The following is a 25120-nucleotide window of genomic DNA, read 5'->3' on the forward strand; positions in this document are numbered from 1 at the left end:
CGGACCGGCGGGCGCCACGGGGATCGACGGAAGGCCGCATGGACAAGCCCACGCACTTGATCGAGTTCGAGACGATGCTGCTCGGGCGGCATCTCAACCTGCACAATCCCCGCCCGCGGCGCGACGAGTATCAGCTCGATCGCAGTGCCTACACCCTGCTCAGCCGGATCAGCATGGGCGGCCCGATGTCCATCGGGGAGCTCAGCGATGCCTTCGGGCTCAATGTCTCGACCCTGCACCGCCAGACCTCGGCCATGCTGAATTCCGGACTCGTCGAACGCATCCCGGACCCCGACGGCGGCATGGCCCGCAAATTCGCCATCACCGCCGAGGGGGACCGCCGCCTCGAGGCGGAACGGTCCTACAACGTCCGCGCGCTGGGGAGCGTGATGGCCGACTGGGCACCGGAGGACGTCGAGGCGTTCGCCGGGTGGCTCAAGCGGTTCAACACCGACATCGAACGACTCGCCGGGCGGCCCTGGCCGCGCCCGGGGAACTCGGGAACCGCCGAGGCGAACGATTCGGAGTAGCCGCGACACGAAAGATCCGTACCCCGAACGGGATACGGATCTCTCGGGTGGAAAACGCCGCGGCTAGGTCTTGCGCATGTAGGTCCGGACGGTCAGCGGGGCCATCACCGCGACGATGATCGCGGCACCGAGCAGGGCCCATACGACCTGGATGCCAAAGTGGCCGTCGTTGGCCAGATCGCGCACCGCGGTCACCAGGTGCGAGACCGGGTTCACGTTCACGAAGGCCTGCATCCAGCCGGGCATGGTGTGAGAGGGCACGAACGCGTTGGACATGAAGGTCAGCGGGAACAGGATGAGCATCGAGATGCCCTGCACCGACGAGGCCTTGTTCATCAGCACGCCCATCAGCGCGAAGATCCAGCTGATGGCGAAGGCGCACACCATCACCAGCAGTCCCGCCGAGACGACGCCGATCACGCCGCCGCCCGGTCGGTAGCCCATCGCCAGGCCCATGGCGAAGGTGATGGTGGTGGCGATGAAGTAGCGGACCATGTCTGAGAGCAGCGCGCCCGCGAGCGGCGAGATGCGGGCGATGGGAAGGGATTTGAATCTGTCGAACACGCCCTTGTCCATGTCTTCGCGCAGCTGGGTGCCGGTCACGATCGAGGCCGTGATGACGGTCTGCACGAGGATGCCGGGAATGATGATCGGCAGGTAGGACTTGACGTCGCCGGAGATGGCGCCGCCGAAGATATAGGTGAACATCACCGTGAAGATCAGCGGCTGGATTACCACGTCGAACAGCTGCTCGGGATTGTGCTTGAGCTTGATCAGGCCACGGTGGGCCATGGTGATCGACTGTGTGACGGTCTCGCTCAGGCTGATCGACCGAGCCGCGGGCGGCGGTCCGGGATGGGTGCTCCTGGTGTCGGGCGCGAGGGTGGCGGTAGTCATGCGACGCTCCGTTCGGTATCGGACTCGGCTGCGGCGGAATCGGATTCGTCGGTTCCGTGGCCGGTGATGGTGAGGAAGACCTCGTCGAGGCTGGGCTTGCTGACCGTGATCTCGTCGACCGCGATCCCGTGCTCTCGGAGCCGGATCAGCAGTTCGGGGGTGACCGACGGATCGGTCAGCGGGGCGGTGAGCCTGCCCGCCTCCGGGGTGATCGCGACCTCGACGCCGAGAGACTCGGCGAGCAGCGATCGGGTCTGCTCGACGCGCGTCTTGTCGACGAGCTTGAGCTGCAGCGCGGACATCCCGACCGAGGCCTTGAGTTCGTCGGCGGTGCCGTCTGCGATGACCTTGCCTCGGTCGATGACCGCGATCCGGTCGGCCAGTTGGTCGGCCTCGTCGAGGTACTGGGTGGTGAGCAGGACGGTGGATCCCTCCGCGACGAGTCGGCGGATGGTCTCCCACATCTGGGCGCGGGTGCGCGGGTCGAGGCCGGTGGTGGGCTCGTCGAGGAACAGCAGCGGCGGGTGCGCGATCAGGCTGGCGGCCAGGTCGAGGCGCCTACGCATGCCGCCGGAGAAGTTCTTCAGTGGCTTGGTCGCGGCCTCGACGAGGTCGAACTCCTCCAGCAGTTCGGCGGACTTGCGGCGGGCGTCCGATCGGGACAGGCCGAGCAGCCTGGAGAAGATCATCAGGTTCTCGGTGGCGGTGAGGTCCTCGTCGACGGACGCGTACTGGCCGGTGACCCCGACCAGGGAGCGGACGGCGGTGGGTTCGCGCACCACGTCGTGGCCGAAGATCCGGGCCTGCCCGCCGTCGGGTCGGAGCAGGGTGGCGAGCATCCGGACGGTGGTGGTCTTGCCCGCACCGTTGGGGCCGAGCACGCCGTAGACGGAACCGGTCGGGACGGTGAGGCTGACGCCGTCGACGGCCGTGGCGTCTCCGAATCGCTTGACCAACCCAACCGCTTCGATGGCGGGGGGAACCGAGAGGTTCATGCGGTGTCCTTTCGTGGAATTCGAATGACACAACAGTGCGGGGCCGCCCTTGCACGGGCCTTGCGTCGCGCATGCGGGCGCTGTCGCGGCGCGAAGTCGTTGCTGTCGCGGTGCAAGCCCGGTGAGTCAACCCTGGTCGACGGCTTGGTGCGAGCGGTCCTCGACGGGATCGCATCGCGCTGAGTGAGAGCGCTATCCCGTCGCGGGGCCGGTGAACTGCTCGGCCAGTGCCCGGCGGTCCACCTTGCCGGGTCCGCGTAGCGGCAGCGCAGGCATCAGGTGCAGTTCGCGGGGCGCCGCGGTCGAGTCCACGGTCCGCTCCACGTGGGCGCGCAGATCCTCGAGGGTGGGCGCGGTGCCCGCGGCAGGCACGACCGCCGCCACCACGCGCTGGCCGAGCCGCGCGTCGGGAACCCCGAACACCGCGCATTCGGCCACCGCGGGATGGGCGGACAGGGCCGCCTCCACCACCTGCGGGACGACCGTCAGCCCGCCCGTCGAGATCGCCTCGTCCAGCCGGCCCGTGATCGACAGCACGCCGTCCGACAGCAGGCCCGCGTCGTCGGTACGGAACCAGCCCGGTTCCGCGAACGCCGGATGGTCGGGCAGCCCGCGATACCCCGAGGCCAACACCGGTCCGCCCAACAGCACGCGGGAGTCCTCGATCCGCACCCGTACCCCGTCGAGCGGTACCCCGTCATAGACGCAGCCGCCGCAGGTCTCGCTCATCCCGTAGGTACGGACGACCGTGATGCCCGCGGTGCGCGCCCGTTCGAGTACCGGCGCCGGGGTGGCGGCGCCGCCGAGCAGCACCGCGTCGAGTTCGGCCAGCGCGGCAGTGGCCGCCGGGTGATCGAGCGCCTTGATCAACTGGGTCGGCACCAGCGAGGTGTAGCGGCGCGGCCCGGTCATCGCAGCGATCGCGCCCGGCAGGACAGTGGGGTCGAAACCCGTTGCGACGTCGACTATCACGGGCTCGGTGCCGGCGAGCAGGCCGCGCAACAGCACCTGGATCCCCGCGATGTGGTGTGCGGGGAGCGCCAGCAGCCACGACCCCGGCCCGCCGAGGCGGGAGTGGGTGGCCTCGCCGCTGGCGCGTAGCGCGGCGGCGGTGAGCAGGGCCCCCTTGGGGGTCCCGGTGGTCCCCGAAGTCGCGACGACCAGAGCGGTTGATCCGTCGATCGGCTCACCCGGGTGCAGGGCATCGGTCAGGCGCCGGATCTCACGGTCGTCGTCGGCGGGCACGGGGAGCAGCGCCGGTCCGTCGCCCGCGAGCGCGCGTTCGAGCTGGGGGAGTGCTTCTCGGGTGGCCGGGCCGGATCGGACGGGTAGGACCTCGAGCGTGCCGGTCACCGACTCAGTCTTCCGAGCACTCGTGCTGCACGGACGCCACGTCGACCCAGTCGAGCATGGTCCTCAGCGACGCGAGGTCGCGCTCGGAGAAGGCGGCAAACAGTTCGCGTTCGGCCTCGTTCAGCGCGGAGTCGACCTTCCGGAGTGCCGCCGTCCCCGCCTCGGTGATCTCCACGATGTGTCGCCGCCGGTCGGCGGGATCGCGGCGGCGCTCGGCCAGGCCATCGCTCTCCAGTTCGTTGAGGATCGCGACGAGTTGGCTGGGGTCGACCTCGAGCATGTCGGAAAGCGCTCGCTGGCTCACCGGGCCGGTGCCGAGGTGCATCAGAGTCATCGCGTGGCGCGGGTGCAGTCCGGTTACCCCGAGGGCGCCGCGAATCCGGGCGCTGGTGGCCTCGCCGCGCCAGGCGAGGAGGAATCCGAGGCGGTCGGTGGGGGCGCCGTCGACCCGTTCTGCAGCCATTCAGCCACCGTATCAGCACCTCCATTTTGGAGACTCCTCAATCATTGTTACGCTTCAACGATCTTTGCCTGTTAACCATTGGAGGTCGCTCATGTTCATCGCCTATGCCGTCATCGCTGTGGTCCTCGCCCTAGCTCTCAGTACCTCGGCATTTCTCACCTTCACCCGCAACGAGAAGTTGGTCGGGGGCTTCGCGGAACTCGGTGTTCCCGATGCGTTGCTGCCGCGTCTCGCCCTCGCCAAGGCGGCGGGCGCCGCCGGGTTGCTGATCGGCCTCGTGGTGCCGGTGATCGGTGTGGCGGCGGCGGTCGGTGTCGCGCTGTACTTCCTCGGCGCCGTCGTCGCGCACGTGCGTGCCCACGACTATGCGATCGCGCCCGCGGTCGTGCTCGGGCTGGCGGCAGTCGCCGCGGTGGTGCTCAGGATCGCGACTGCATGACCTGCGTTGCGGTTGAAGATCCTGTGCGCGCCCACCAGGTCTCGGGAATCGACGGCCCGTCTCTCGGCCGACATTGTCCCCTCGTGTGCGTGACGCGGTCGGAACAGAACGAGGAGTAACCGCACGATGAAGTTCGCCGTTTCGGGCTCGACTGGACCTTCGTCCGTTTCATCGCCCCGAAGGACCGGCACCGCACAGGGCGTCGCGCATGAGGGGTTCTTCGGCACCGACAAGATCGGGTGGTCGATCACCCGTGCGGACATCGCCGCGTTCACGGCCGCGCAGGTCGGCAGTGTCACCTACATCGGAGCGGCACCGGCAATCAGTAACTGAACCGACTCTCATCGCCGCTTGACGGATCCGGTAGCTCGGAGTGTGTCGCCGGATGGATGTCGGACCCTGGCAGTAGAATTAGAACATGAGTTCGATCGATGGGGTCGGGGCCGGGGAGCAGGTGCAGGAACACCTGTCTGCGTTGGCCGCCGCTATCGATGGGCTCACTGCGTGCGATCTGACCGGGTTGTCTGACGGCGAGCTGACGTCGGTCATGCAGCAGGTCGAAAAGTCGCTTCGTCGGGCCGGGGCGGTGGGGCACCGGCTGATCGTGGAGACGGCAGAACGATCCCTACCCGGCAAGCTGGGCCACAAGTCCGTCAACAAACTGCTCATCGCCGTGCTGCGGATCTCCGCGGCCGATGCCTCCGCTCGGGTCACCGCGGCGAAATCGCTGGGCACCTGGCATGCGCTGTCCGGCCAGCCGCTACCCGCGGACCTGCCCGAAACCGCTGCCGCGCAACGCGACGGCAACATCGGACCGGACCACGCCCGCGCGATACGCGAGACCATCCGCAAGATCCCCCACGCAGTCAGCAGTACCGACGTCACCGCCGCGGAGCAGGTCCTCGCCGAGCTGGCGCGCTCGGCAACACCGGAGGACGTCGAGAAGGCCGGGCACGAGCTGCTCGCGCACCTGAATCCGGACGGCAACCTCACCGACGAGAGAGACCGCAAGCGTCTGCGCGGGATCCGCCTCGGCCGCCAGGACAAAAACCTCATGACCCCGATCTCCGGTCACCTCGACCCCGAAGCCAGAGCATTGCTCGACCCGATCTTGGCGAAGTGGGCGCGGCCCGGGATGAACAATCCCTACGACCCCGAATCACCCACCGGCGCCGCCGAACACCCTGGTGTCGACCGCGACCAGCTTGCCGCCGCCGCCGGACGCGACACCCGCACCACCGCACAACGCAACCACGACGCCTTCAAAGAAGCGCTGCGCGCCCTTCTGGGTTCCGGCGTCCTCGGCTCCCATCGCGGGCTGCCGGTGACGACGATCCTGACGATGACCGTCGATCAACTCGAACAACAAACAGGTGTGGTCACCACCGCATCCGGGGGAATCGTCCCCATCAAGGACGCCCTCAAGCTCGCCGAACGGTCACATCCCGTGCTGGTGCTCTTCGACCACAACGGCAGACCACTACACCTCGGACGGAGCAAACGCCTCGCCACCGCCGACCAACGGCTCGCATTGATCGCGGCCGAAGGTGGTTGCACCCGGCCCGGCTGCGACGCCCCGGCCACGATGACCGCCGTCCACCACGTCCACGACTGGTCCAGGGGCGGCGTCACCGACATCGGCGCGCTGACCCTCGGGTGCGACGGCTGCCACGCCCTCATCCACGACGGGCCCGGCGGCTGGAAGACCGTCACTGCCCCCGAGGGCACCGAATATGCGGGCCGCACCGAGTGGATCGCACCGCCGCACATCGACCCTGAGCAGAAACCCCGCGTCAACCACCGCCATCACCCGCGACAGCTTCTCGAGCGCGCCCGGCGAAAGGCCAACGCCCGCAGGGAGGCCGGCATACGCGAGCGGGGTGGGTCATGGCCGCGGCGAGATGCGCGGGGCGAAGGGCCGGCCGCAGACGGTCTCCCGTAGCGGCCGGCCGCGGCCAATCCCCAGCGGGCGTCTCAGGCCCTCACGCCGAGAGCGTCGCTCGTGCGAGGCGATCGTGCAGCGCCCGCACCATCTCCGACGCCACCACGGCGTACCCACTCATCGTGAAATGGATCTGGTCCGCGCTCATCAGATCCGGCCGCAGCCGAAGCGGGTGCTCCCACAGGTCGATCAGGACCGCGTCATAGCGAGCGGCCAGGGCGCGGGTGACGTCGTTGAGATGGGCGATGCGATCGCGCATGGTCCGAAGTTGCTTGTCGACGAAGACGTCGGCCAGCGCGAGCGTGGAAATCTGTGCGCCGGACCGGTGTATCGCCGCGAATGCGGTCTCGAGATTACGGGCCATCGCGTCGAGGTCGGCATCCGGAAGCCACAGGTCGTTGCCGCCGAAGGTGATGTGCACCAGGTCGGCGTCGAAGTCGAGCACGGTCTGCAGTTGCTCGTCGAGGACCTGCGCGCTGGTCGCGCCCATCCGCCCGGTGTTCAGGTAGGACACGTCCGGACGCGCCGACCGCAGTCCCGTCGTGACCCGGTCCGCCCAGGTGGCGGTCTCGTAGCCGGGGCTGGGATCACCGATGCCCTTCGCTATCGAGTCGCCCATGACCGCGAACCGCGACCAGGGCGCGTCGGTCAGCAGGGCGCGGATCTCGTCGGCGTCGAGGCACATCGGATCGGTCGCCTCGGTTCGGATCATGTTGTGGCTCATCGCTGTTACCCCTAGCTCTCGGCGAGAATCGTGGTGTCGGTGTCGGTGTCGGAATGGGTCGCCTGCTTCTCGGTCAGGGCGGCGACGAGGATTCCGGCGGCCACCGCGGTGACCGCGCAGGTGAGAAAGAGGAGGTGGAAACCGGCCAGCGCGTCGCCCGGATGGGCGGCGAGGATCGAGGCGAGCACGCCAACGCCGAGCGCACCGCCGACCTGGCGGGACATCAGGTTCATCCCGACCCCCGACGCGAACTGCTGAGGCGGAAGGGAACTCGCCGCGGCGGTGCCGAGGACCGTGACGAGTAAGCCGATACCGCCGCCGCCCAGGAGGGAGGCGGGAGCCCAGACGGACCACAGGTGCGGCGTTGCGCCGAACGCATCGGTGCTCGCCCAGAACGCCGAGCCCGCGAACATCAGTGCGCCCAGCACCCCCAGTAGGCGTAGTGCGTTGGCGGAGCCCGCGCGGCCGGCTACCGTCGCCGTCACCATGGCGGCCACCGCTCCGACGCTGAGCGCCGCGGCGGACTGCAGGACTGTGTAACCCCAGATCGCGTCGAGGAACAGGGGGCCGGCCAGCAGCCAGGCGAACATCGCCGCACCGAACACGAACGAGGTGGCGTTGGTGAGGGCGTATCGCCGATTGCGCCACAGGTCGACCGCGATCGCCGGACTCGGATGCCGCCTGGACCGGACGAGGGCGACCGCCACGAGGATCAGTCCGGCGCCGACGGTGAGGAGCGTCGCAGGCGACGTCGTGCCCCAGCTCTGCCCCTCGGTCACGCCCGCCACCACCGCGCCGATGCCGAGCGCCGCGGCCAGGGTGCCCACGATGTCGGGGACGGCCGGTGCGCCGACTTCCCGGTGCGCGGGCTCGCCGGTTCGGAGGCCCGCGGCGAGCGCCACCAGGGCCGCCGCGATCGGAATGTTGATGACGAACACGGCGCGCCAGCCGAACGACTCGACGAGAGCGCCGCCGATCGCGGGGCCGACCACCGCCGCCAATCCACCCGCGGCGGACCATGCGCCGATCGCGGCGGTGATCCGGTCGGGGGCGGTGGTGGCCAACACCAGTGCGAGTGCCGCCGGGATCATCAGCGCGGCGGTCGCGCCCTGCAGGACGCGGCTGCCGATCAGCCACGGCGCACTCGGTGCGACCGCGCACAGCAGCGAGGTGACGGCGAACCCGACCAGGGCGACGAGGAAGATCCGCCGTCGGCCCAGACTGTCGGCGAGTCGGCCTCCCGGCGTCAGGAGTGCCGCGAATGCCACCGCGTAGCCGCTCACCACCCAGGTGAGGGTGGTAGGTGCGGCAGTGGTGAAGTCCCGGGCGATCGCCGGGAACGCGATGTTGACGACGGAGAGGTCGAGGAAGGCGACAAAGGTTGCGCTGCAGGCGATCAGGAGAGCGATGCGGGAGGACGCCCGCGCCGGAGAGGGTGCCTGCTCGGACACTTCGGTCATGGTGGGTTCCTTTCGGAGGGGGTCCGACGAGGGTGGCCGGGGCGAAGAAAACGTACGATCGTTCGTGTAGATACTGAACGTACGACCGTTCGTGCAATTTGGCAAGAACTCGTGGAGAATGGAGCGATGGTGGATACGGCTCAGACTTCCGACCAGCGGCTGATCAAGGGGGCGCTGGCTCGCGCCTCGATCGCCCGGCACGCGGCGGACGTCGCCTCGGTCGAGGGATTGACCGGTCTGAGCATCGGCAGGCTCGCCACCGACCTCGGGCTGAGCAAGAGCGGCGTCGCGACACTGTTCGGCAGCAAGGAGAACCTTCAGGTCGCCGCGGTGCAGTCGGCCAGGGAGGTGTTCATCGAGCACGTCGTCCGGCCGAGCCTGAAGGAGCCCGGCGGGATGCCTCGGCTACGGGCGCTGATCGACCGTTGGTTCGACTTCGTGTCGGCGCCGGTGTTCCCCGGCGGTTGCTTCCGGGTCGCGACCGTCTCCGAGTTCGACAGCAGGCCCGGGCCGGTGCGTGACGCGATCGCGGCCGATCAGCGGGACTGGCGCGAGCTGCTCACGCGCGAGATCCGGCGGGCCCAGGATCAGGGCGCGGCGCAGGGGAAGGATGCCGCGGCGCTGGCGTTCGAGATCGAAGCGCTGCTCGGTGCGGTCAACACCGCGCTGCGGATGGGGGAGTCGGAGGCGGCGCCGGTTGCCCGCGGGATCATCGACGGGCTGATCGCTTAGCCGGTCTCCGGGGGAGTGTCCCCGTCCGCCGATGCCCCGTCGTCGGCGGCCGACTCGGCGTCACGGTCGAGCGCGCGCAGGGTCGTCGCCCCGTTCGGCCCGTCACCGGGTTCGTCGGCGAGCGGCCAGCCCCCGGCCGCGAGGTGTGCGCGCACCCGCTCGACATCGGACTCGACGGGCATCTCGTCCGTGACCTTGGTGATGAGCACCTGGATGTCGATCTTGTCGATCGGCGGCGGGAATTGCTCGACCAGTGCGTCGGTGACCGCGTGGACCTCTTCGTCGGAAAGGCGCCTGCGGAGCAGGGCGATCAACGGGATGTAGTCCTGTTCGGGCACACCGTTGGGATACCCGGCACGCAGCCACCCGAGTATCGAGGTGAGGAACGGTGGAAGGGCCACGGCGGTGCGTCCTACGGCTCGTCGCCGAGCGGCCACCCGGCCGCGGCGAGCACGGACCGGACCCGGGCGATGTCGTGATCCGACGGGGCCTCGTGGGTGATCTGTTCGATCAGGTCGCCGATCTCGGCGCGGGTGACGGTCGGGTCCTCGCCCTCGCCCCGCGATTCGGCGAGCGCGACGGCCACGTCCTTGATCTGCTCGGCGGTCAGCTCGTGGTGGAGCAGGGCCACCAAGGGGATGCGGTCCTTCGGCGGGATGCCCTGCGGGTACCCGTCCTGCAGCCAGGTCAGTACGGACAGTGGGAACGCTTGTTTTGCTGAGGTCACGAATTGTTGCCTCTCGACTCGTGGGCCGACGCTAGAAGATCTCGATGCCGAACGTGTGGCTGAGGAAGCCCTGCATGACGAACAGGATGCCGGTGATGATCGCCACGATCACCACGGCGAAGCATGCGCCTGCTGCGATGACGGCGACTGGCTTGCGGGTGGTCGTCGCCGTGGCGGGATCGGTGGTGGAACCGGAGTCCAGTGCCCGCAGGCCGAGCGCGAAGATCGCGGGCAGGCCGGCCCCGAGCAGCAGCCCCACCGCGATGACCTGCCACAGCGAATCGACGGTTTTCGAGAGAAGATCCATGGTGCTGTATTCCTCAGGCTGTCACGTTGTCGCGCGGGGCAGGCTCCGCGGCCGGTGCGGGCGCGGGGGTCGGGTTCGCCGCCGGCGGCCCGGGGATGTCCTCGGCGGGGATCAGGCCGCCGTCCCATTCCGCGTTGACGTTGCTCGAATCGATCGGCTGCCTGCGTGAACGCGCATACATCCAGCCCGCCAGCAGCAGCAGGATCGCGAACACCGCCAGCACGCCCGGCAGGCCGCCGATGAGCTGCGCGATGCCCCAGCACACGGCGCCGACAAGCGCGGCCGACGGCAGGGTGATCAGCCAGGCGACCGCCATCCGGCCCGCGACGCCCCAGCGCACCTCGGCGCCGCGGCGGCCGACGCCGGTACCCATGATCGAGCCGGTGGCGACGTGCGTCGTGGACAGCGGCAGCCCCAGGTGGCTGGAGGTCAGGATGATGGCGGCCGAGGACGCCTCCGCGGCCATGCCCTGCGGCGCCGCGATCTCCACCAGGCCCTTGCCGAGGGTGCGGATCACGCGCCAGCCGCCGAGGTAGGTGCCGAGGGCGATCGCGACCGCGCAGCTCAGCTTCACCCAGAACGGCATGTCGGAGTCGGCGTTGAGGGTGCCGTGCGCGACCAGGGCCAGGAAGATCACGCCCATCGTCTTCTGCGCGTCGTTGGTGCCGTGCGCGAGGGACACCAGCGACGCGGAGCCGACCTGGCCGAGCCGGAATCCGGAATCCTTGGTCTCGTCGCTGACGCCGCGGGTGATCCGGTAGATCAGCCAGGTTCCCGCCGTGGCGACGAGGCCGGCGACGACCGGTGCCAGCAGTGCCGGGATGACCACCTTGCTCAGCACGCCGCCCCACTCCACGCCGTTCATCCCGAGGGAGGCGAGGGCCGCGCCGATCAGGCCGCCGAACAGTGCGTGCGAGGAACTCGAGGGGATGCCGAACAGCCAGGTGGCCAGGTTCCAGATGATTCCGCCGACAAGTCCGGCGAAGACGATGAACAGCAGATCCTCGCCTCCGACGGAGTTGAGGTTGACCACGCCCTTCGCGACGGTGGCCGCGACCTCCACCGAGAGGAACGCGCCCACCAGATTGAGGATTGCGGAAAGCGCAACCGCGACTTTGGGTTTGAGTGCCCCGGTCGCAATCGACGTCGCCATCGCGTTGCCGGTGTCATGGAAGCCGTTGGTGAAGTCGAACCCGAGGGCTGTGACAACTACGACAAGAAGAACGATGAGTTCCGCGTTCACGGCCTCGATCCTCCGTTACGAACGCGTAAAAGTCGAGTCTGTACCCGCTGTTCGCGCGTGCTTTCGAGCGCGCCGCGCCGCCGACCGTCGGGCCAGGTCCGGGCGGTTCGGGCGGGCCCCGAACGGCGCGCGCACCGCTCCGTCGGCATGCGAATCGTCAGAGTCCGGAACGAAATGTGTCGAAGCTCACCGGGGCGGACCGATCGGATCGCCGAGCCGCATGCAGGGGCCAGGACCCGTCACTCTTCACGCCGCGGTTGGCCGCCCGACCCGACCGGTTCGCGGGGGATGTTCGCGGTGAAGAACAGCGCGAGGACGGCGAGGAGCGCGGCGAGGCCGCACGCCACTCGCAGCGCCTCCAGCCGGGCGTCCGCGTTGACCGCGAGGACGGCGTCGGCGGTCGGGCCGCTCACCCCGGCCTCGTCCATCGCCGCGGTCAGCTGGGTGTCGGACAGGAACGGGACCCCGGCGGCCAGCTCGGTGGTGGCCTGCTGCTGCACGGCGACGGGCACGTCGGGGTTGTCCTGGATTCCGTCGACGGTCGCGGCACTCAACGTCGTGATGAGCACCGCACCGATCAGTGCGGTCCCCAGCGACGCGCCGAGGTTGGTCGCCGTGTTCTGCAGCCCGCCGACCTCGGCGCTCTGCGAGTCCGGCACCGCGGACACGGTGACCGCGCCGAGCTGGGACGCCAGCGCGCCCAGCCCGAGCCCCATCAGGAGCATCGGGACGGCGACGATCGCGGCGTTGGCGCCGGGGTCCAACCCGGCGACGAGGACCAGGATCCCGACGATCATCGAACCGAGACCGCACCGCACCACCCGGCGGGGAGCCGCACGAGGCCAGAGTTTGGGAATGCCCGCGGCGGCGAGCAGGAGAGCCACCGACAGCGGGAGCAGACGCAGGCCGGTCTGCAGCGAGTCGAGTTCGAGAACCACCGAGAGGAACAGCGGGACCGCGAAGAAGATCCCGGCCTGCACCATGAACTGCGCGAAGAACATCGTCAGGCCGCCGCTGAGCTGGCGGTTCTGCAGGAGTCGGGGATCGAGGAGCGGTTCGGCGCCGGCCTTGGACAGGCGGGTCTCCCAGAGCAGGAACACATAGACGACCAGCAACCCGGCGAGGATCAACCACAGGGTCGCCGATACCCCCATCAACTGGACGCCGTCGGGCGTTGGCCGGATCCAGCCCCATTCGCTCGAGCGGAGCACACCGAACACGAGCATGCCCAACCCCAGCACCGACAGGGCCGATCCCACCAGGTCGAGGTGCACCTTCGCAGGAGGGGTGTCCTCGATTCTCCTGAGCACCAACAGGATCAACACGACGATGACGACCTCGCCGAGGAAGACGTAGCGCCAGGACGCGTACGTGGTGACCGCGCCGCCGATGAGGGGGCCCGCGGCGACGGCCATCGCCCCGGCCGCGGCGACCAGGCCGTAGGCCGCGGGGCGACGTTCCGGCGCGAAGTTGCTCGCCACCAGGGCGACGATCGCGGGCATGATCAGCGCGGCGCCGATGCCCTCCAGGAGTGACCAGCCGATCAGCAGCACGCCCAGGTTCGGTGCCAGGGCCGTGGTGAAGGACCCCGCGGCGTAGATGACCAGTCCGATGCCGAAGGCACGGCGACGGCCGAGGATGCTGCCCACCTTGCCGCCCGTGATCATCAGCGTGGCCATGACGAGGGTGTACAGGGTGATGGCCGTCTGGATCCCGGTGATCGTGGTGTTCAGGTCCGCGGCCACGGTGGCCATCGAGACGTTCATGACGGAGCTGTCCAGCGTCATCAGGAACTGGCCGGAGGCCAGCACCGCGAGCACCAGGCCGCTGCCTGTACCGCTGCCAGTTCGGGTGGAGGATGTGCGCCGAGCAGCTGTGCTCATCGGTGACCTCGGGGTCGATGGGTTCCGCAGTGCACGAATCGTCCGCTGCCAGGGCCCCGGTCGTCAACGGCGCCGCGCCGAGAGAACCGGTCCCGCAACCGCCTAGGGGGCCGGGCGGCCGTCCCTCCGGATCGGGTGGTCCGCCGGGATCTGCACCAACACGATCGGGACGCCGTCGGGGTCGGCGATCCACAACTCGTGCAGGCCCCATGGTTCCTGCCGCGCCTCCCTGATGATCTGCACGCCCTTGAGCACCAGTTCCGTCTGCGTGGCCGTGAGATCGCGAACCTGAAACCAGAGGGCGCCGTCGAAGCGGGTGCTCACCCCGGATGCGCCGTGCGCGGCGACCTCGATCAATCCCTGCCCGGCGAAGAACACGGTGCCGCCCGGATACTCGCGCGCGACCGCGAGCTCCAGGGTCTGCGCGTAGAACGCCAGGGTGGTCGGATAGTCGGCCGGCCGCAGGATCGTCCGGCTGCTCAGAATCTCCATGCTCACTCCTGCTCCGCGGGTCGGGCCTCGTGCCCGGGCCTGCCCGGTGTCCGTCTGCGCTGCTTCATCTCCGCCTCGTACAGGTGCCTGCGCCCGCCGAGCAGTTCCTCGCGCACCGCCTGCTCGTGTTCGCGGAATTCCGACCAGTACCCGTCGTCGAACTCCTCCACCACCTGAAAGGTCCAGCGGCCCGCCAGCACATTGCGGCCGACCAGCTCCTCCAGGATCTTGTCGGCCCGCTCGCTGTGGCCGGCCGCGCGCAGCATATCGGCCGCCTCGGCGAGCTGCAGGTGTGCGTGCCCGATGAGTTGGTGGAACCCGTATAGGTGCCCGCGGGCCCGCTCCACAGTCTCGAGGGCCTCGGAGACCCGTCCGGCGGCGGCGATCTCGGCGTCGGTGACACCGTCGGGCCGACGGTGTTCGGGTGCAGGCTCTTCGCGGTCGACGCCCATGCGTTCAGTGTGCCCGATCCGGTGTCGGTCGCGGGCGCGAGATTCGTGACAGTGGCAAACGAATTCCCCTGCGCGGCCAACCCGAACGCGGTACCGTCTCGGCGATCGGTGCCGTCGCCCAGGAGGCCGGCGGTCCGGGCCGTCTGGTGCCCGTATCCGATCGACACCATCGAGGCTGGGGGAGTCCATGAATTTCGCGTGTCGTCGTCCTGTGTGGGGCCGGGCAATGGGTGTGGCCCTGGTCGCGATCGCGGTGTTGGCAGGGTCCGGCGAGGCCGTCGCGGCACCGGGCACGGGCAGCGACTCGGGTAGCGCGGGCAGTTCGGGTAGCTCGGATTCGGGCAGCGCGGGCGGCAGCTCGGACTCGGGCAGCGTCACCTCCGGATCGACGATGCCCGAGTCGTGGCAGGACGACCCGGGCCCGATACCCCCACTGCGCGACGACATCGTCACCCCGGCGATCGTCTCGGAGAAGTTCACCTCGGAACGGGTCGCGCGGTTCCTCATCGCCTCGCCCGCGCTGCACCGTGAGGTCGGCGTGGACGTGCTCCTGCCCGCGGACGGCAGCGTCCCGCGGCCCACCCTGTACATGCTCGAGGGCGTCGGCGCGGGCGAGGACCAGAGCGGGTGGATGTACATGGGCGGGGCCCCGGAGTTCTTCGCCGACAAGAACGCCAACGTGGTCATGACCAACGGCGGGGTGGCCAGCCTCTACACCGACTGGGACAAGCGCGATCCGAAGATCGGGCTGCACAAGTGGGAGACCTTCATCACCAAGGAGCTGCCGCCACTGATCAACGCGCGGCTGAAGACCAACGGCGTCAACGCGATCGCGGGCACCTCGATGGGCGCGCAGGGCGCGATGATGCTCGCGCACCGGCGTCCCGACCTCTACCGCGGCGTCGCGGTCTTCAGTGGGTGCTACTCGACCACCGACGACGTCGGGCGGCTGAGCACGCAGGTCACGGTTTCCTCCCGCGGCGGGGATCCGGCCAACATGTGGGGTGTGCCTGGTGGTCCCGAGTGGGAAGCGCAGGACACGGTGCGTCACGCGGAGGCGTTGCGCGGCAAGCCCATCTACCTGTCGGTCGGCACCGGAATTCCCGGGAAGCACGAGGGCCCCGGCACCGACGCCGAGCGGTTCGTGGTCGGCGGGGCCATCGAGGCCGCGGCAAACCAGTGCACGAAGCGGCTCGACCGAAAGCTGCAGGAGCTGGGCATCCCGGCCACCGTCGACTACGAGCCCACCGGTGTTCACGCCTGGGCCTACTGGGAGGACCGGCTGCCCAAGGCGTGGCCCACGTTGCGGCAGGCGCTCGGGCTGTAGGCCTAGAAGTACCAGGGGTACGGCGACCAGTCGGGATCGCGCTTCTCCAGGAACGCATCTCGGCCCTCGACGGCCTCGTCGGTCATGTAGGCCATCCGGGTGGCCTCACCGGCGAACAGCTGCTGGCCGACCAGGCCGTCGTCGGCCAGGTTGAACGCGTACTTGAGCATCCGCTGCGCCTGCGGGGACTTGCCGTTGATCTTCTCGGCCCACTCCAGCGCGACGTCCTCGAGCTCGGCGTGGTCGACGACCTTGTTGACCGCGCCCATCTGATGCATCTGCTCGGCGGTGTACGCATCGCCGAGGAAGAAGATCTCGCGGGCGAACTTCTGCCCCACCATCTTCGCGAGATAGGCGCTGCCGTATCCGCCGTCGAAGCTGCCGACATCTGCATCGGTCTGCTTGAACCGGGCGTGTTCGCGGCTGGCCAGTGTCAGGTCACAGACCACGTGCAGCGAGTGCCCGCCGCCCGCGGCCCAGCCGTTGACGAGGCAGATCACCACCTTCGGCATGAAACGGATCAGGCGCTGCACCTCCAGGATGTGCAGCCGGCCCGCGCGCGCCTTGTCCACGGTGTCGGCGGTCTCGCCCGCGGCGTACTGGTAGCCGCTGCGTCCGCGGATGCGCTGGTCGCCTCCCGAGCAGAACGCCCAGCCGCCGTCCTTGGGGCTGGGACCGTTGCCGGTCAGCAGCACCGCGCCCACATCGGAGGTCATCCGGGCATGGTCGAGGGCGGCGTACAGCTCGTCGACCGTGTGCGGCCGGAACGCATTGCGCACCTCCGGACGGTTGAAGGCGACGCGGACGGTGCCCTGCGTGATGTGCCGGTGATAGGTGATATCGGTGAGGTTCTCGAACCCGGGAACCGGACGCCACAGCTGCGCATTGAAGGTCACGATCGCCAAGGATAGGCCCCGCCCGACCGCGGGGCGCTGATGGTGGTGTTGCTGCCGGGCCTGCCATGAGGTCAGGTGCGAGGATGACGGCATGCTTCCCGCTCACCGTCAGGGTGCGTACCGACTCCGCTTCGACTGGGGACCGGCGGGCGCCGCTGCCCTGATCGAGGACTGCGACGTCGCGGTCGTCGTCGACGTGCTGTCGTTCACCACCACACTGACCGTCGCGCTGGACGGCGGCGTGAGCGTCTACCCCTATCGATGGGACCCCGAGTCCGCCGCCGGCTACGCCGCCGAACGCGGGGCGACCCTTGCGGTCGGCCGATCGCGCGCGGTGCCGGGAGAGGTTAGCCTCTCGCCCGGATCGGTCCGGGCCGCCTTCGGCCCGGCCCGGCCTCCTGACTCGCGCGGGCAGCGGCTGGTGCTGCCGTCCCCTAACGGATCTGCGCTGTCCTTCGGGCTGGCCGACGCCGGGGTCGAGGTGGTGGGGGCCTCGCTGCGCAACGCCACCGCGGTGGCGCGCTGGCTCTCGGCGCGGGGCGGTGCGGCGCGGCCGCCGCGGGTGGCGGTGATCGCGGCGGGGGAGCGCTGGCCGGATGGGACCATCCGCCCTGGCCTGGAGGATCTCTGGGGTGCGGGCGCGGTGCTCCGTGCGCTCGGGGCGCTGGGCGCGGAGGCGGTGTCTCCCGAGGCCCGCGCGGCTGCCGAGGCCTTCGCCGCGGCCGAGAGCGACCTGTGGGGCAGGCTGCATGACTGCGCGAGCGGCCGGGAGCTCGTCGACAAGGGATTCGGCGACGATGTCGACATCGCCGCCGAACTCGACACCAGCGCCGTGGTCCCGCTGCTGCGGGGCGAGGCGTTCGTGGACGCCGCGTCATGAGCGGCGAACCGGTTCCGCTGCCGCCACTGTCCGAGCTTCGCGATGGCGCCGTCGTGGTGAGCCTTCCGATGCGAGTCCGCTTCCGCGGCATCACCGCTCGCGAGGTGATGCTGTTGCGCGGGCCCGCCGGTTTCGGCGAGTTCGCCCCATTCCCCGAATACGCCGACGCCGAGGCCGCGTCCTGGCTGCGCTCGGCGATCGAGGCGGCCTGGCTGGGCCCGCCCGCGCCGCTGCGTGCGCTGGTGCCCGTCAACGCGACCGTGCCCGCGGTCGAGGCGGCGCGGGTGCCCGAGATCCTGTCCAGGTTCCCCGGCGCGGAGACGGCGAAGGTGAAGGTCGCCGAGCGGGGGCAGTCGCTCGCCGAGGACCTGGCGCGGGTCGCGGCGGTCCGTGCGCAGATCGAGCATGTGCGGGTCGACGCGAACGGCGGGTGGGGTCTCGGCGAGGCGGAGGAGGCGTTGCTGGCGCTGTCCTCGGATGGACCGCTCCAGTACGCGGAGCAGCCGTGCGCCTCCGTCCCCGAACTGGTCGAATTGCGTAGGCGCCTGGCCGATCACGCGGCGGCGTCCGGTCGCGCACGGGTGCGGATCGCCGCCGACGAGAGCATCCGCCGGGCCGAGGACCCGATGAGGGTCGTCCGCGCGGGCGGTGCGGATGTGGCGGTGGTCAAGGTCGCGCCCCTCGGCGGCATGCGGGCACTGCTGCGCCTCGCCGCTCAGTTGGCGGGTCACGGTGTGCCGGTGGTGGTCTCGAGCGCGCTCGACTCCGCGGTGGGGATGGGTGCGGGGCTGGCGGCGGCGGCCGCGCTGCCGCAGCTGGAGTACGCCTGCGGGCTCGGCACCGGCGGACTGTTCGAGGCCGATGTCGCGGCGCCACGCGCGATGGTGGACGGGGCGCTGCCGGCCTCGGCCGTCGTACCGGACCCGGAGCTGTTGGCCGGGCTGCTGGCCTCACCGGAGCGCACACGGTGGTGGGTCGCGAGGCTCGAGCGGTGTCACGGGCTGCTCTCGGCGGATGCTGAGTAAGCCGAGTTGGCTCCGCGTCGTATAAGGTCTGGCGCGACACCCAAGTCAACATCGGAGGCATTGAAAGTGGTTGCAGCACTGAATGACACCCTTCTCGACCCGTCCCGGCTGCCCGCCGTGGTCGCGGACGTGCAGGAGCTGATCGACGCCGAGGTTTCGGAGAAGACGGGCGCCTCGGGCCTCGCGGTCAAGGGCGGCTACGGAGCCGTGAAGAAGGTCGGACCGTCGATCGTGCCGGAGGCCGTCGAGGGACTGCTGCCCGGATTCATCTCCCGCCTCGAGCCGTTCTGGCAGGACTTCGGCGCGGCGGGTGGCGCCGGCTTCGGTGACTTCCTCAGCGCGCGAAGCGAGCAGGTCGCGGACGCGCTGCTCGGCGTGACCGACGAGAAGATCGAGGGCACCAGCAAGTCCGCCATCAAGAAGGTCTACTCGACCATGCGCCCGTCGGCGAAGAAGAACGTCATCGAGGCGCTGCCGCGACTCGGTGCGCTCGTCGAGAAGCACGCAAGCTAAGACGCTGGTAGTCGATGGGCCGGATCCCTGGGGGATCCGGCCCATCGTCGTATGTGGGGTCGGGCCGTCGGATCGCCGCCGAAGTGTTTAACGCAAAAACTGCGATTACCCGGCGGTAGCAAGTGGGCCCGTGCCAGACTCCCTGGCGTCACCGGCCGGCGACCTCCCCAGTACGAATGCGTGCCTGTCCTCGTAGGACAGGTGTGCCCATCCCCAGGAGCCCGCGTTGGTCGAAACCTGCCACAAATCTGCCGCCGGCCGCAGCGCCAGGAGTCTGCTCGCCGCCCTGCTGGCGGTACCCCTGGCCGCCGCCGGTCTGTCGGTGTTCGCCGCGCCCGCCGCGGCCGTTCCCGCCGGGCCGACGGCGAGCGTGTCGATGGGCGACAGCTACATGTCCGGCGAGGCGGGACGTTGGAAGGGCAACAGTCTCACCACCTCCGGCAGCCGCGACGGCACCGACCGGGCCTGGACGGGCAGCGGCTACGACCCCGCCCGCGTGTACGGCAACACCTTCGCCAACGGCTGCGACCGCTCCGATTCGGCCGAGGTGAACAGCGCCACGTCCGTAGCGCAGACCAGGATCAACCTGGCCTGCTCCGGCGCCGTCACCGCCAACATCTTCCGCGCGGCCAACGGCGGCCAGGCCTTCAAGGGTGAGGCGCCGCAGGCCGATCAGCTGGCCGCGGTCGCCGCGGCCAACAAGGTCAAGCTGATCACCCTCTCGATCGGCGGGAACGACCTCGGATTCGCCGACGTCATCTCGACCTGCGTCCAGGACTACCTGGTCTGGTACTCCTACTGCAACGACGACCAGCAGGCGGCGGTGGACGGCAAGATGAATGCCGCGATGGCCGGTGTCGCCAAGTCCATCGACGAGATCCGGGCCGTGATGTCCGGCGCCGGCTACGCGGCCGCCGACTATCGCGTGGTGCTGCAATCCGCACCCTCGCCGACCCCACGCGCGGCGGATAACCGGTACTCGGAAAGCGGCTGGGCGCGGGCGAACACCGGCGGCTGCCCGCTCTGGGACGGCGACGCCAACTGGGCCCGAGATTCGTTGGTGCCGCAGATTTCCAACCGCCTCGCCGGTGTCGCTGCCGCGAAGGGTGTGCAGTTCCTCGACCTCGGCGATGCCTTCGACGGGCACGAGGTCTGCGCCAAGGCGGCCAAGCAGGTGAGCGCCTCGTCGGCGCCGTCAGGGGCTACCAGCGAGTGGATGCGCTGGCTGGACATGGGGTGGACCACGCAGGGCACCCGGCAGGAGTCGATGCACCCGAACTACTTCGGCCAGCTCGCGCTCGGCCGCTGCATCGACCTGCTGTACGCCAAGCCGAGCGGCAACTTCACCTGCCGCAACACGGCGGGGCAGGACCACAGCGGGATGTACCTGACCGGGCGTCCGTAGTCACCCCTGTGAGTCTTTCTGGCCCTTCACGGGGCCAGAAAGACTCACAGGCGGCGCAGCCGCCTAGGGTGCGGACTTGCCGTGGCGCCAGTAGCCGGTGAAGGCGATGTCGGACTTGGGCACCTTGCGGTCGTTGACCAGATGCCGTCGTAGGCCCGTCGACAGATCGCTCTCGCCCGCGACGAACGTGTACGACGGCCCCGTCGGCAGCTCCGCCTGCCGCACCGTCTCCAGGGCGAGGACCCCGGGTCGATCGTGCGGGTCGGAGCGGACCAGCCAGTGCAGGTTCACGCCCTCGGGCGTCGTCACCTGCTGGGCGTCCTCGGCGTGCGGGATCTCCACGAAGACCTCGGCGCGTAGATCGGCAGGGGCCGAGCCCAGGATGCCCATGATGGCGGGCAGTGCGCTCTCGTCGCCGACCAGCAGCTGCCACTGCGCTTCGGGGGTCGGGTTGTAGATCAGGCCCTCGTCGAGCAGCGCGACCTCGTCCCCTGGGGTTGCCGACCCGGCCCACGCCGACGCCGGTCCGGTGTCGCCGTGCGAGACGAAATCGATGTCCAGCTCGGGGATGTTCTCACCGAACACCGCCTCGTCCGCGCCGCGGAATCCGCGGACCGTGTAGTTCCGGACCACCGGCCGGGTGCTCTTGGACATCGCCAGGTACTGGGCGTACCACAGGTTGCTGGTCGCGCTCGGTACCCGCAGCGTGGTCTGGCCCTGCTGCGGGATGAACATGCGGAACCACTGATCGAACCCCATGGGGGTGAAGCTGCGCAGCTCCTCGCCGCCGATGGTGACGCGGATGAAGTTGGGGCTCACCTGTTTGCTGCCGAGCACCCGGGCCCTGGTGATGTGCCGGTCCTCGGGTTTGACGAACTTGCTGCGCTTGGCCATGGTCTCGTTCCTCGCGGGGTGGTTAGCTCAGGCAATCCTAACTGACGGTGTGCCCGGACCGCCGCCCGTCGGTGGGTGGCCGTCTGACACCCTGGAACCGTGAATCCGTCCACAGCCCAGGCCACCGCCGTCGTCGACGAATTGATCCGCGGCGGGGTGCGCGACGTGGTGCTCTGCCCGGGTTCGCGCAACGCGCCGTTGGCCTTCGCACTGCAGGCCGCGGACACGGCCGGGCGACTGCGGCTGCACATGCGGATCGACGAGCGCACCGCCGGATTCCTCGCGGTCGGCCTGGCGATCGGCAGCGGGCACCCGGTGCCGATCGTGATGACCTCCGGCACCGCCGTGGCGAATCTCGGCCCCGCGGTGCTGGAGGCGAACTACGCCCGGGTACCGCTCGTGGTGCTCAGCGCGAACCGCCCCTACGAACTCCTCGGGACGGGTGCCAACCAGACCATCGAGCAGCTGGGCCTGTTCGGCAGCCAGGTGCGGGCCACCATCAGCCTCGGCCTCGCCGAGGAGGGCGTCGACCAGAACAGTCAGTGGCGCTCGGCGGTCTGCCGGGTCCTGGCCGCGGCAAGGGGCGCACGGTCCGGCAACGCGGGACCGGTGCATTTCGACGTGCCGCTGCGGGAGCCGCTGGTGCCCGGCGCCCACGTCCAGGGCCCGGTGCCGGAGGGTAGGCCCGACGGCGCCCCGTGGACGACCACCACGCACGCGACCCTCGACGTGCCGCTCGAGCTGGACCTGACGCCGGACACCGTGGTGATCTCGGGCCACGGTTCGGGTCATCGGCCGGAGCTCGTCGGTCTGCCGACGGTCGCCGAGCCGACCGCGCCGATGCACGGCATCCCGCTGCATCCGCTGGCGCTGCCCCAGCTCAAGCCCCGGCAGGCGGTGATCACCGGCAGGCCGACGCTGCACCGCCCGGTGGCCAAGCTGCTCGCCGACCCCCGGGTGTCGGTGTTCGCGCTCACCACCGGCCCGCGCTGGCCCGACGTGTCCGGCAACGTGCTGGCCACCGGCACCCGCGCCGTCGTGTCCGGCGCCCCCGACGTGGCCTGGCTCGAGCGTTGCAGGCACCTGACCGAGCATGCGGACAAGGCTGTGCGGCAACAGCTCTCGGCGCATCCGAAGCCGACCGGTCTGCACGTGGCCAAGGTGGTGATGGACTCGCTGTCCGAGGGCGACCAGCTGCTGCTCGGTGCGTCCAACCCGGTGCGGGACGCGGCCCTGGTCAGCTATCCACGGCCAGGCGTCCGGGTGTTGTCGAACCGTGGTGTCGCGGGTATCGACGGCACCGTGTCGACGGCGGTGGGCGCGGCGATGGCCGCGCAGGGGGAGAACACCCGCACCCTCGCGCTGATGGGCGATCTGACCTTCCTGCACGACGCCTCCGGCCTGCTCATCGGCACCGGGGAACCGCGGCCGCGCGACCTCACGATCGTCGTGGCCAACGACGACGGCGGCGGCATCTTCGAGCTCCTCGAGCAGGGCGACCCGCAGTACGCGGGTGTCTTCGAGCGGGTGTTCGGCACCCCGCACGGGATGGACCTGTCCGCGCTCTGCGCCGCCTACCGGGTCGAGCACCACGCGGTGAACCCCGAACAGTTGGCGGTGGCGCTGACCGAGCCGAACACCGCGGGTATCAGGGTCCTCGAGGTCGCGACCGAACGTTCCGGGCTGCGCGAACTGCACGCCGCGGTACGGGCGCAGCTGTGACGCCGACGGTGGCGGGCCGGGTCGGGAAGGGGATCCTGGTCGCGGCGATCGGGATCTCGGTGCTCGCGGTCCTGCTGGTGGTCGCGGCCTGGCGCAACGACCTCACGATCGAGTCCGACAAGGGCGTGGCCACCGCGGAGGTGCTCTCCGCAGGCCGGCTGCGCTCGGCCATCAGCTTCGTCACCCCCGACGGGGTCACCAAGAACCCGCGGCTCGGCGTGTTGTACCCGACCGAGCTGATCGTCGGCCAGCGGATCGACGTCGAGTACGCGAGGTCCGATCCGGACCTGGTCCGGGTGTCCGGTCGCGATGTCCGGGTGGCCCTGGTCCCGGCCGGGTCGGTGATCGCGGTGACGTGGCTGATCGCCCTGCCGGCGCTGTGGCTGGTCCGGCGGCGCACGGCGGCCGAGCAGCCTGATGTCACGGCGGCCGAGCAGCCTGATGTCACGGCGGCCGAGCAGCCTGATGTCACGGCGGCCGAGCAGCCTGATGTCACGGCGGCCGAGCCGCCTCATGTCACGGCGGCCCCGCCCGACTGACCCCGGTAGCTCAGGTTTCGCCGGAACTTCGCCGCCCGGACACCTCGGCCTTCCCGTCCCGGCCCGCGCGGCGCGGACACTGGGCTGGTGCGAGTAGCCATCGTCGCGGAGTCGTTCCTGCCGAACATGAACGGGGTCACCCACTCGGTGATCCGGGTGCTCGAGCACCTCAAGCGCCACGGACACCAGGCGCTGCTCGTGGCCCCCGACAGTGTCGCCGGCCGGCCGGCCGCGCCCACCTCACATGACGGGTTCCCGGTGCACCGCGTGCCCGCCGTGATGATCCCGCGGGTCAGCTCCCTGCCCGTGGGCATCCCGCAGCCCGGGATCACCTCCGCGCTGCGGTCCTTCGACCCGGACGTGGTGCACCTGGCGTCGCCCTTTCTGCTCGGCGCCGGCGGGTTGGCGGCGGCCAACCGGCTCGACGTGCCCGCCGTCGCGGTCTATCAGACCGATGTGGCCGGCTTCGCGCAGAGTTACGGCCTCGGACTGACCAGCAGGGCGGCGTGGCGGTGGACCCGCCGCCTGCACCGCGGGGCCGCCCGCACCCTCGCCCCGTCCACGGCCGCCGTCGAGGCGCTCGAATCGCGAGGTGTGCCAAGGGTGTTCCGCTGGGGTCGCGGGGTGGACACCACGCGGTTCGCGCCCTCCCGGCGCAGCGCCGAGCTGCGGGAGAGCTGGTGTGACGCCGATCGGTTGGTGATCGGGTTCGTCGGCCGGCTGGCCCCGGAGAAGCACGTCGAGCGGCTGGCCGTGCTGGCCGCCGACCCCGGCCTGCAGCTGGTGATCGTCGGTGACGGCCCCGAACGGGCGCGGTTGCAGCGGCTGATGCCGTCCGCTGTGTTCACAGGGCAACTCGGGGGAGACGAGCTGGCCAACGCGTACGCGAGCCTCGATCTGTTCGTGCACCCGGGCGAGCACGAGACCTTCTGCCAGGCGGTGCAGGAGGCCCTGGCCAGCGGTGTTCCGGTGATCGGTCCGGACGCAGGGGGACCACGTGATCTCGTCGCGCACTGCAGCAACGGTTACCTGCTGCCGGTCGAGCGCTTCGAGGAGCTGCTGCCCAGTGCCGTGATCGCGCTGCGGGACCGGGCCACGCGCGCCCGGTTCGGAGCGTCCGCCCGGAGGTCGGTGCTGCACCGCACGTGGTCCTCGGTGTGCGGCGAACTGCTGGGCCACTACGAGGACGTGACGGGCTCGCGCGGTGTCCCGGCGCAGCGCTCGGCCTGAGCCACCGCGCGCTCATCTGGGCGCGAGGCGCCCGGCGCGCGCCTGTAACG

27 protein-coding genes and 1 pseudogene are annotated in these 25120 nt (G+C 70.1%); 13 read left to right on the forward strand and 15 right to left on the reverse strand.

Going from position 1 to position 25120, the window contains the following annotated elements; translation table 11 throughout:
• The first annotated feature begins 38 nt into the window (after positions 1 to 38).
• Positions 39 to 530, forward strand: a complete 492-nt coding sequence (locus FCG67_RS08150; protein ID WP_136908779.1) for a MarR family winged helix-turn-helix transcriptional regulator — start codon at positions 39 to 41, stop codon at positions 528 to 530.
• A 63-nt stretch (positions 531 to 593) separates the two neighbouring features.
• On the opposite strand, the gene FCG67_RS08155 is transcribed toward FCG67_RS08150, so the two are convergent.
• The 4 genes from FCG67_RS08155 to FCG67_RS08170 form a co-directional block, all read right to left on the reverse strand.
• Positions 594 to 1427, reverse strand: a complete 834-nt coding sequence (locus tag FCG67_RS08155) for an ABC transporter permease (protein WP_136908781.1) — start codon at positions 1425 to 1427, stop codon at positions 594 to 596.
• A complete protein-coding gene (locus FCG67_RS08160; protein ID WP_136908783.1) occupies positions 1424 to 2422 on the reverse strand; it encodes an ATP-binding cassette domain-containing protein in 999 nt (332 codons plus the stop codon). The genes FCG67_RS08155 and FCG67_RS08160 overlap by 4 nt, the downstream gene beginning before the upstream one ends.
• 192 nt (positions 2423 to 2614) lie before the next feature.
• On the reverse strand, positions 2615 to 3775 hold the full coding sequence (gene menE, locus FCG67_RS08165; protein ID WP_136908785.1) for an o-succinylbenzoate--CoA ligase: 1161 nt from the start codon (positions 3773 to 3775) through the stop codon (positions 2615 to 2617).
• Between the two features lie 4 nt (positions 3776 to 3779).
• The gene (locus FCG67_RS08170; RefSeq protein WP_136908787.1) at positions 3780 to 4238 is read right to left on the reverse strand and encodes a MarR family winged helix-turn-helix transcriptional regulator; all 459 of its coding nucleotides are present in this window, start codon (positions 4236 to 4238) and stop codon (positions 3780 to 3782) included.
• Positions 4239 to 4329: 91 nt separating this feature from the next.
• Here FCG67_RS08170 and FCG67_RS08175 point away from each other — a divergent pair, with 91 nt between their 5' ends.
• From FCG67_RS08175 to FCG67_RS08185, 3 genes are all read left to right on the forward strand, one after another.
• On the forward strand, positions 4330 to 4677 hold the full coding sequence (locus FCG67_RS08175) for a DoxX family protein (RefSeq protein ID WP_136908788.1): 348 nt from the start codon (positions 4330 to 4332) through the stop codon (positions 4675 to 4677).
• 126 nt (positions 4678 to 4803) lie between these two features.
• Positions 4804 to 5010 (forward strand): hypothetical protein, encoded by a 207-nt coding sequence (locus FCG67_RS08180; RefSeq protein WP_211243144.1) that lies wholly within the window; start codon positions 4804 to 4806, stop codon positions 5008 to 5010.
• A gap of 85 nt (positions 5011 to 5095) precedes the next feature.
• Entirely contained in the window at positions 5096 to 6619 is a 1524-nt protein-coding gene (locus FCG67_RS08185; protein WP_136908790.1) for an HNH endonuclease signature motif containing protein, read from the forward strand.
• A gap of 40 nt (positions 6620 to 6659) precedes the next feature.
• Here FCG67_RS08185 and FCG67_RS08190 read toward each other — a convergent pair whose 3' ends face one another.
• Positions 6660 to 7331, reverse strand: coding sequence for an SGNH/GDSL hydrolase family protein (locus FCG67_RS08190; RefSeq protein ID WP_246044935.1), 672 nt, complete (start codon positions 7329 to 7331; stop codon positions 6660 to 6662).
• A gap of 23 nt (positions 7332 to 7354) precedes the next feature.
• The gene (locus FCG67_RS08195) at positions 7355 to 8803 is read right to left on the reverse strand and encodes an MFS transporter (protein WP_136908792.1); all 1449 of its coding nucleotides are present in this window, start codon (positions 8801 to 8803) and stop codon (positions 7355 to 7357) included.
• Positions 8804 to 8929: 126 nt separating this feature from the next.
• Here FCG67_RS08195 and FCG67_RS08200 point away from each other — a divergent pair, with 126 nt between their 5' ends.
• Positions 8930 to 9535 carry a TetR/AcrR family transcriptional regulator gene (locus FCG67_RS08200; RefSeq protein WP_136908793.1) on the forward strand — a complete coding sequence of 202 codons (606 nt, stop codon included), beginning with the start codon at positions 8930 to 8932 and terminating at the stop codon, positions 9533 to 9535.
• Here the strand turns inward: FCG67_RS08200 and FCG67_RS08205 are convergent.
• The 7 genes from FCG67_RS08205 to FCG67_RS08235 form a co-directional block, all read right to left on the reverse strand.
• A complete protein-coding gene (locus FCG67_RS08205; RefSeq protein ID WP_136908794.1) occupies positions 9532 to 9936 on the reverse strand; it encodes a DUF3349 domain-containing protein in 405 nt (134 codons plus the stop codon). The genes FCG67_RS08200 and FCG67_RS08205 overlap by 4 nt on opposite strands.
• A gap of 11 nt (positions 9937 to 9947) precedes the next feature.
• Positions 9948 to 10262: a DUF3349 domain-containing protein gene (locus tag FCG67_RS08210; protein WP_136908795.1), complete on the reverse strand. Its 315-nt coding sequence runs from the start codon at positions 10260 to 10262 to the stop codon at positions 9948 to 9950.
• 31 nt (positions 10263 to 10293) lie between these two features.
• Positions 10294 to 10569: a hypothetical protein gene (locus tag FCG67_RS08215; RefSeq protein WP_136908796.1), complete on the reverse strand. Its 276-nt coding sequence runs from the start codon at positions 10567 to 10569 to the stop codon at positions 10294 to 10296.
• 13 nt (positions 10570 to 10582) lie between these two features.
• Entirely contained in the window at positions 10583 to 11812 is a 1230-nt protein-coding gene (locus FCG67_RS08220) for an inorganic phosphate transporter (protein WP_136908797.1), read from the reverse strand.
• Positions 11813 to 12051: 239 nt separating this feature from the next.
• Positions 12052 to 13695 (reverse strand): MFS transporter, encoded by a 1644-nt coding sequence (locus tag FCG67_RS08225; protein WP_136908798.1) that lies wholly within the window; start codon positions 13693 to 13695, stop codon positions 12052 to 12054.
• Between the two features lie 102 nt (positions 13696 to 13797).
• A complete protein-coding gene (locus FCG67_RS08230; RefSeq protein WP_097210935.1) occupies positions 13798 to 14187 on the reverse strand; it encodes a VOC family protein in 390 nt (129 codons plus the stop codon).
• 2 nt (positions 14188 to 14189) lie between these two features.
• Entirely contained in the window at positions 14190 to 14639 is a 450-nt protein-coding gene (locus FCG67_RS08235; RefSeq protein WP_136908799.1) for a hypothetical protein, read from the reverse strand.
• 226 nt (positions 14640 to 14865) lie between these two features.
• On the opposite strand from FCG67_RS08235, the gene FCG67_RS08240 reads away from it, so the two are divergent.
• A complete protein-coding gene (locus FCG67_RS08240; RefSeq protein WP_246044936.1) occupies positions 14866 to 15966 on the forward strand; it encodes an alpha/beta hydrolase in 1101 nt (366 codons plus the stop codon).
• A gap of 2 nt (positions 15967 to 15968) precedes the next feature.
• On the opposite strand, the gene FCG67_RS08245 is transcribed toward FCG67_RS08240, so the two are convergent.
• Positions 15969 to 16862, reverse strand: coding sequence for a 1,4-dihydroxy-2-naphthoyl-CoA synthase (locus FCG67_RS08245; protein ID WP_136908803.1), 894 nt, complete (start codon positions 16860 to 16862; stop codon positions 15969 to 15971).
• Positions 16863 to 16953: 91 nt separating this feature from the next.
• On the opposite strand from FCG67_RS08245, the gene FCG67_RS08250 reads away from it, so the two are divergent.
• The 4 genes from FCG67_RS08250 to FCG67_RS08265 all read left to right on the forward strand — a co-directional run bounded on the left by FCG67_RS08250 (position 16954) and on the right by FCG67_RS08265 (position 20685).
• The gene (locus tag FCG67_RS08250; RefSeq protein WP_136908805.1) at positions 16954 to 17742 is read left to right on the forward strand and encodes a 2-phosphosulfolactate phosphatase; all 789 of its coding nucleotides are present in this window, start codon (positions 16954 to 16956) and stop codon (positions 17740 to 17742) included.
• The gene (locus tag FCG67_RS08255; RefSeq protein ID WP_136908807.1) at positions 17739 to 18767 is read left to right on the forward strand and encodes an o-succinylbenzoate synthase; all 1029 of its coding nucleotides are present in this window, start codon (positions 17739 to 17741) and stop codon (positions 18765 to 18767) included. The genes FCG67_RS08250 and FCG67_RS08255 overlap by 4 nt, the downstream gene beginning before the upstream one ends.
• Before the next feature lie 66 nt (positions 18768 to 18833).
• Positions 18834 to 19280, forward strand: a complete 447-nt coding sequence (locus FCG67_RS08260) for a DUF6918 family protein (RefSeq protein ID WP_077040721.1) — start codon at positions 18834 to 18836, stop codon at positions 19278 to 19280.
• A 226-nt stretch (positions 19281 to 19506) separates the two neighbouring features.
• On the forward strand, positions 19507 to 20685 hold the full coding sequence (locus FCG67_RS08265) for a GDSL-type esterase/lipase family protein (RefSeq protein ID WP_211243145.1): 1179 nt from the start codon (positions 19507 to 19509) through the stop codon (positions 20683 to 20685).
• 63 nt (positions 20686 to 20748) lie between these two features.
• Here the strand turns inward: FCG67_RS08265 and FCG67_RS08270 are convergent, their stop codons facing one another.
• Positions 20749 to 21579 carry a siderophore-interacting protein gene (locus tag FCG67_RS08270; RefSeq protein ID WP_136908809.1) on the reverse strand — a complete coding sequence of 277 codons (831 nt, stop codon included), beginning with the start codon at positions 21577 to 21579 and terminating at the stop codon, positions 20749 to 20751.
• A gap of 99 nt (positions 21580 to 21678) precedes the next feature.
• On the opposite strand from FCG67_RS08270, the gene menD reads away from it, so the two are divergent.
• The 3 genes and pseudogenes from menD to FCG67_RS08285 all read left to right on the forward strand — a co-directional run bounded on the left by menD (position 21679) and on the right by FCG67_RS08285 (position 25070).
• A complete protein-coding gene (gene menD, locus FCG67_RS08275) occupies positions 21679 to 23301 on the forward strand; it encodes a 2-succinyl-5-enolpyruvyl-6-hydroxy-3-cyclohexene-1-carboxylic-acid synthase (protein ID WP_136908811.1) in 1623 nt (540 codons plus the stop codon).
• A pseudogene (locus FCG67_RS08280) lies at positions 23298 to 23729 on the forward strand (DUF3592 domain-containing protein); the annotation flags it as partial. The gene menD and the pseudogene FCG67_RS08280, both read left to right, overlap by 4 nt.
• 198 nt (positions 23730 to 23927) lie before the next feature.
• Positions 23928 to 25070 (forward strand): glycosyltransferase family 4 protein, encoded by a 1143-nt coding sequence (locus FCG67_RS08285; protein WP_211243146.1) that lies wholly within the window; start codon positions 23928 to 23930, stop codon positions 25068 to 25070.
• Positions 25071 to 25120: the final 50 nt, after the last annotated feature.

This window comes from Rhodococcus oryzae, from assembly GCF_005049235.1.
Lineage (GTDB): Bacteria > Actinomycetota > Actinomycetes > Mycobacteriales > Mycobacteriaceae > Rhodococcus_G > Rhodococcus_G oryzae.

Excerpts from the sequence above, each read along its gene's own strand:
- FCG67_RS08190 (WP_246044935.1), bottom strand. The coding sequence starts at position 7,331 with ATGATCCGAACCGAGGCGACCGATCCGATGTGCCTCGACGCCGACGAG.
- FCG67_RS08160 (WP_136908783.1), bottom strand. The coding sequence starts at position 2,422 with ATGAACCTCTCGGTTCCCCCCGCCATCGAAGCGGTTGGGTTGGTCAAG.
- FCG67_RS08185 (WP_136908790.1), top strand. The coding sequence starts at position 5,096 with ATGAGTTCGATCGATGGGGTCGGGGCCGGGGAGCAGGTGCAGGAACAC.
- FCG67_RS08225 (WP_136908798.1), bottom strand. The coding sequence starts at position 13,695 with ATGAGCACAGCTGCTCGGCGCACATCCTCCACCCGAACTGGCAGCGGT.
- FCG67_RS08250 (WP_136908805.1), top strand. The coding sequence starts at position 16,954 with ATGCTTCCCGCTCACCGTCAGGGTGCGTACCGACTCCGCTTCGACTGG.
- FCG67_RS08240 (WP_246044936.1), top strand. The coding sequence starts at position 14,866 with ATGGGTGTGGCCCTGGTCGCGATCGCGGTGTTGGCAGGGTCCGGCGAG.
- FCG67_RS08170 (WP_136908787.1), bottom strand. The coding sequence starts at position 4,238 with ATGGCTGCAGAACGGGTCGACGGCGCCCCCACCGACCGCCTCGGATTC.
- FCG67_RS08155 (WP_136908781.1), bottom strand. The coding sequence starts at position 1,427 with ATGACTACCGCCACCCTCGCGCCCGACACCAGGAGCACCCATCCCGGA.
- FCG67_RS08180 (WP_211243144.1), top strand. The coding sequence starts at position 4,804 with ATGAAGTTCGCCGTTTCGGGCTCGACTGGACCTTCGTCCGTTTCATCG.
- FCG67_RS08150 (WP_136908779.1), top strand. The coding sequence starts at position 39 with ATGGACAAGCCCACGCACTTGATCGAGTTCGAGACGATGCTGCTCGGG.
- FCG67_RS08230 (WP_097210935.1), bottom strand. The coding sequence starts at position 14,187 with ATGGAGATTCTGAGCAGCCGGACGATCCTGCGGCCGGCCGACTATCCG.
- FCG67_RS08215 (WP_136908796.1), bottom strand. The coding sequence starts at position 10,569 with ATGGATCTTCTCTCGAAAACCGTCGATTCGCTGTGGCAGGTCATCGCG.
- FCG67_RS08270 (WP_136908809.1), bottom strand. The coding sequence starts at position 21,579 with ATGGCCAAGCGCAGCAAGTTCGTCAAACCCGAGGACCGGCACATCACC.
- FCG67_RS08195 (WP_136908792.1), bottom strand. The coding sequence starts at position 8,803 with ATGACCGAAGTGTCCGAGCAGGCACCCTCTCCGGCGCGGGCGTCCTCC.
- FCG67_RS08255 (WP_136908807.1), top strand. The coding sequence starts at position 17,739 with ATGAGCGGCGAACCGGTTCCGCTGCCGCCACTGTCCGAGCTTCGCGAT.
- FCG67_RS08235 (WP_136908799.1), bottom strand. The coding sequence starts at position 14,639 with ATGGGCGTCGACCGCGAAGAGCCTGCACCCGAACACCGTCGGCCCGAC.
- FCG67_RS08175 (WP_136908788.1), top strand. The coding sequence starts at position 4,330 with ATGTTCATCGCCTATGCCGTCATCGCTGTGGTCCTCGCCCTAGCTCTC.
- FCG67_RS08200 (WP_136908793.1), top strand. The coding sequence starts at position 8,930 with ATGGTGGATACGGCTCAGACTTCCGACCAGCGGCTGATCAAGGGGGCG.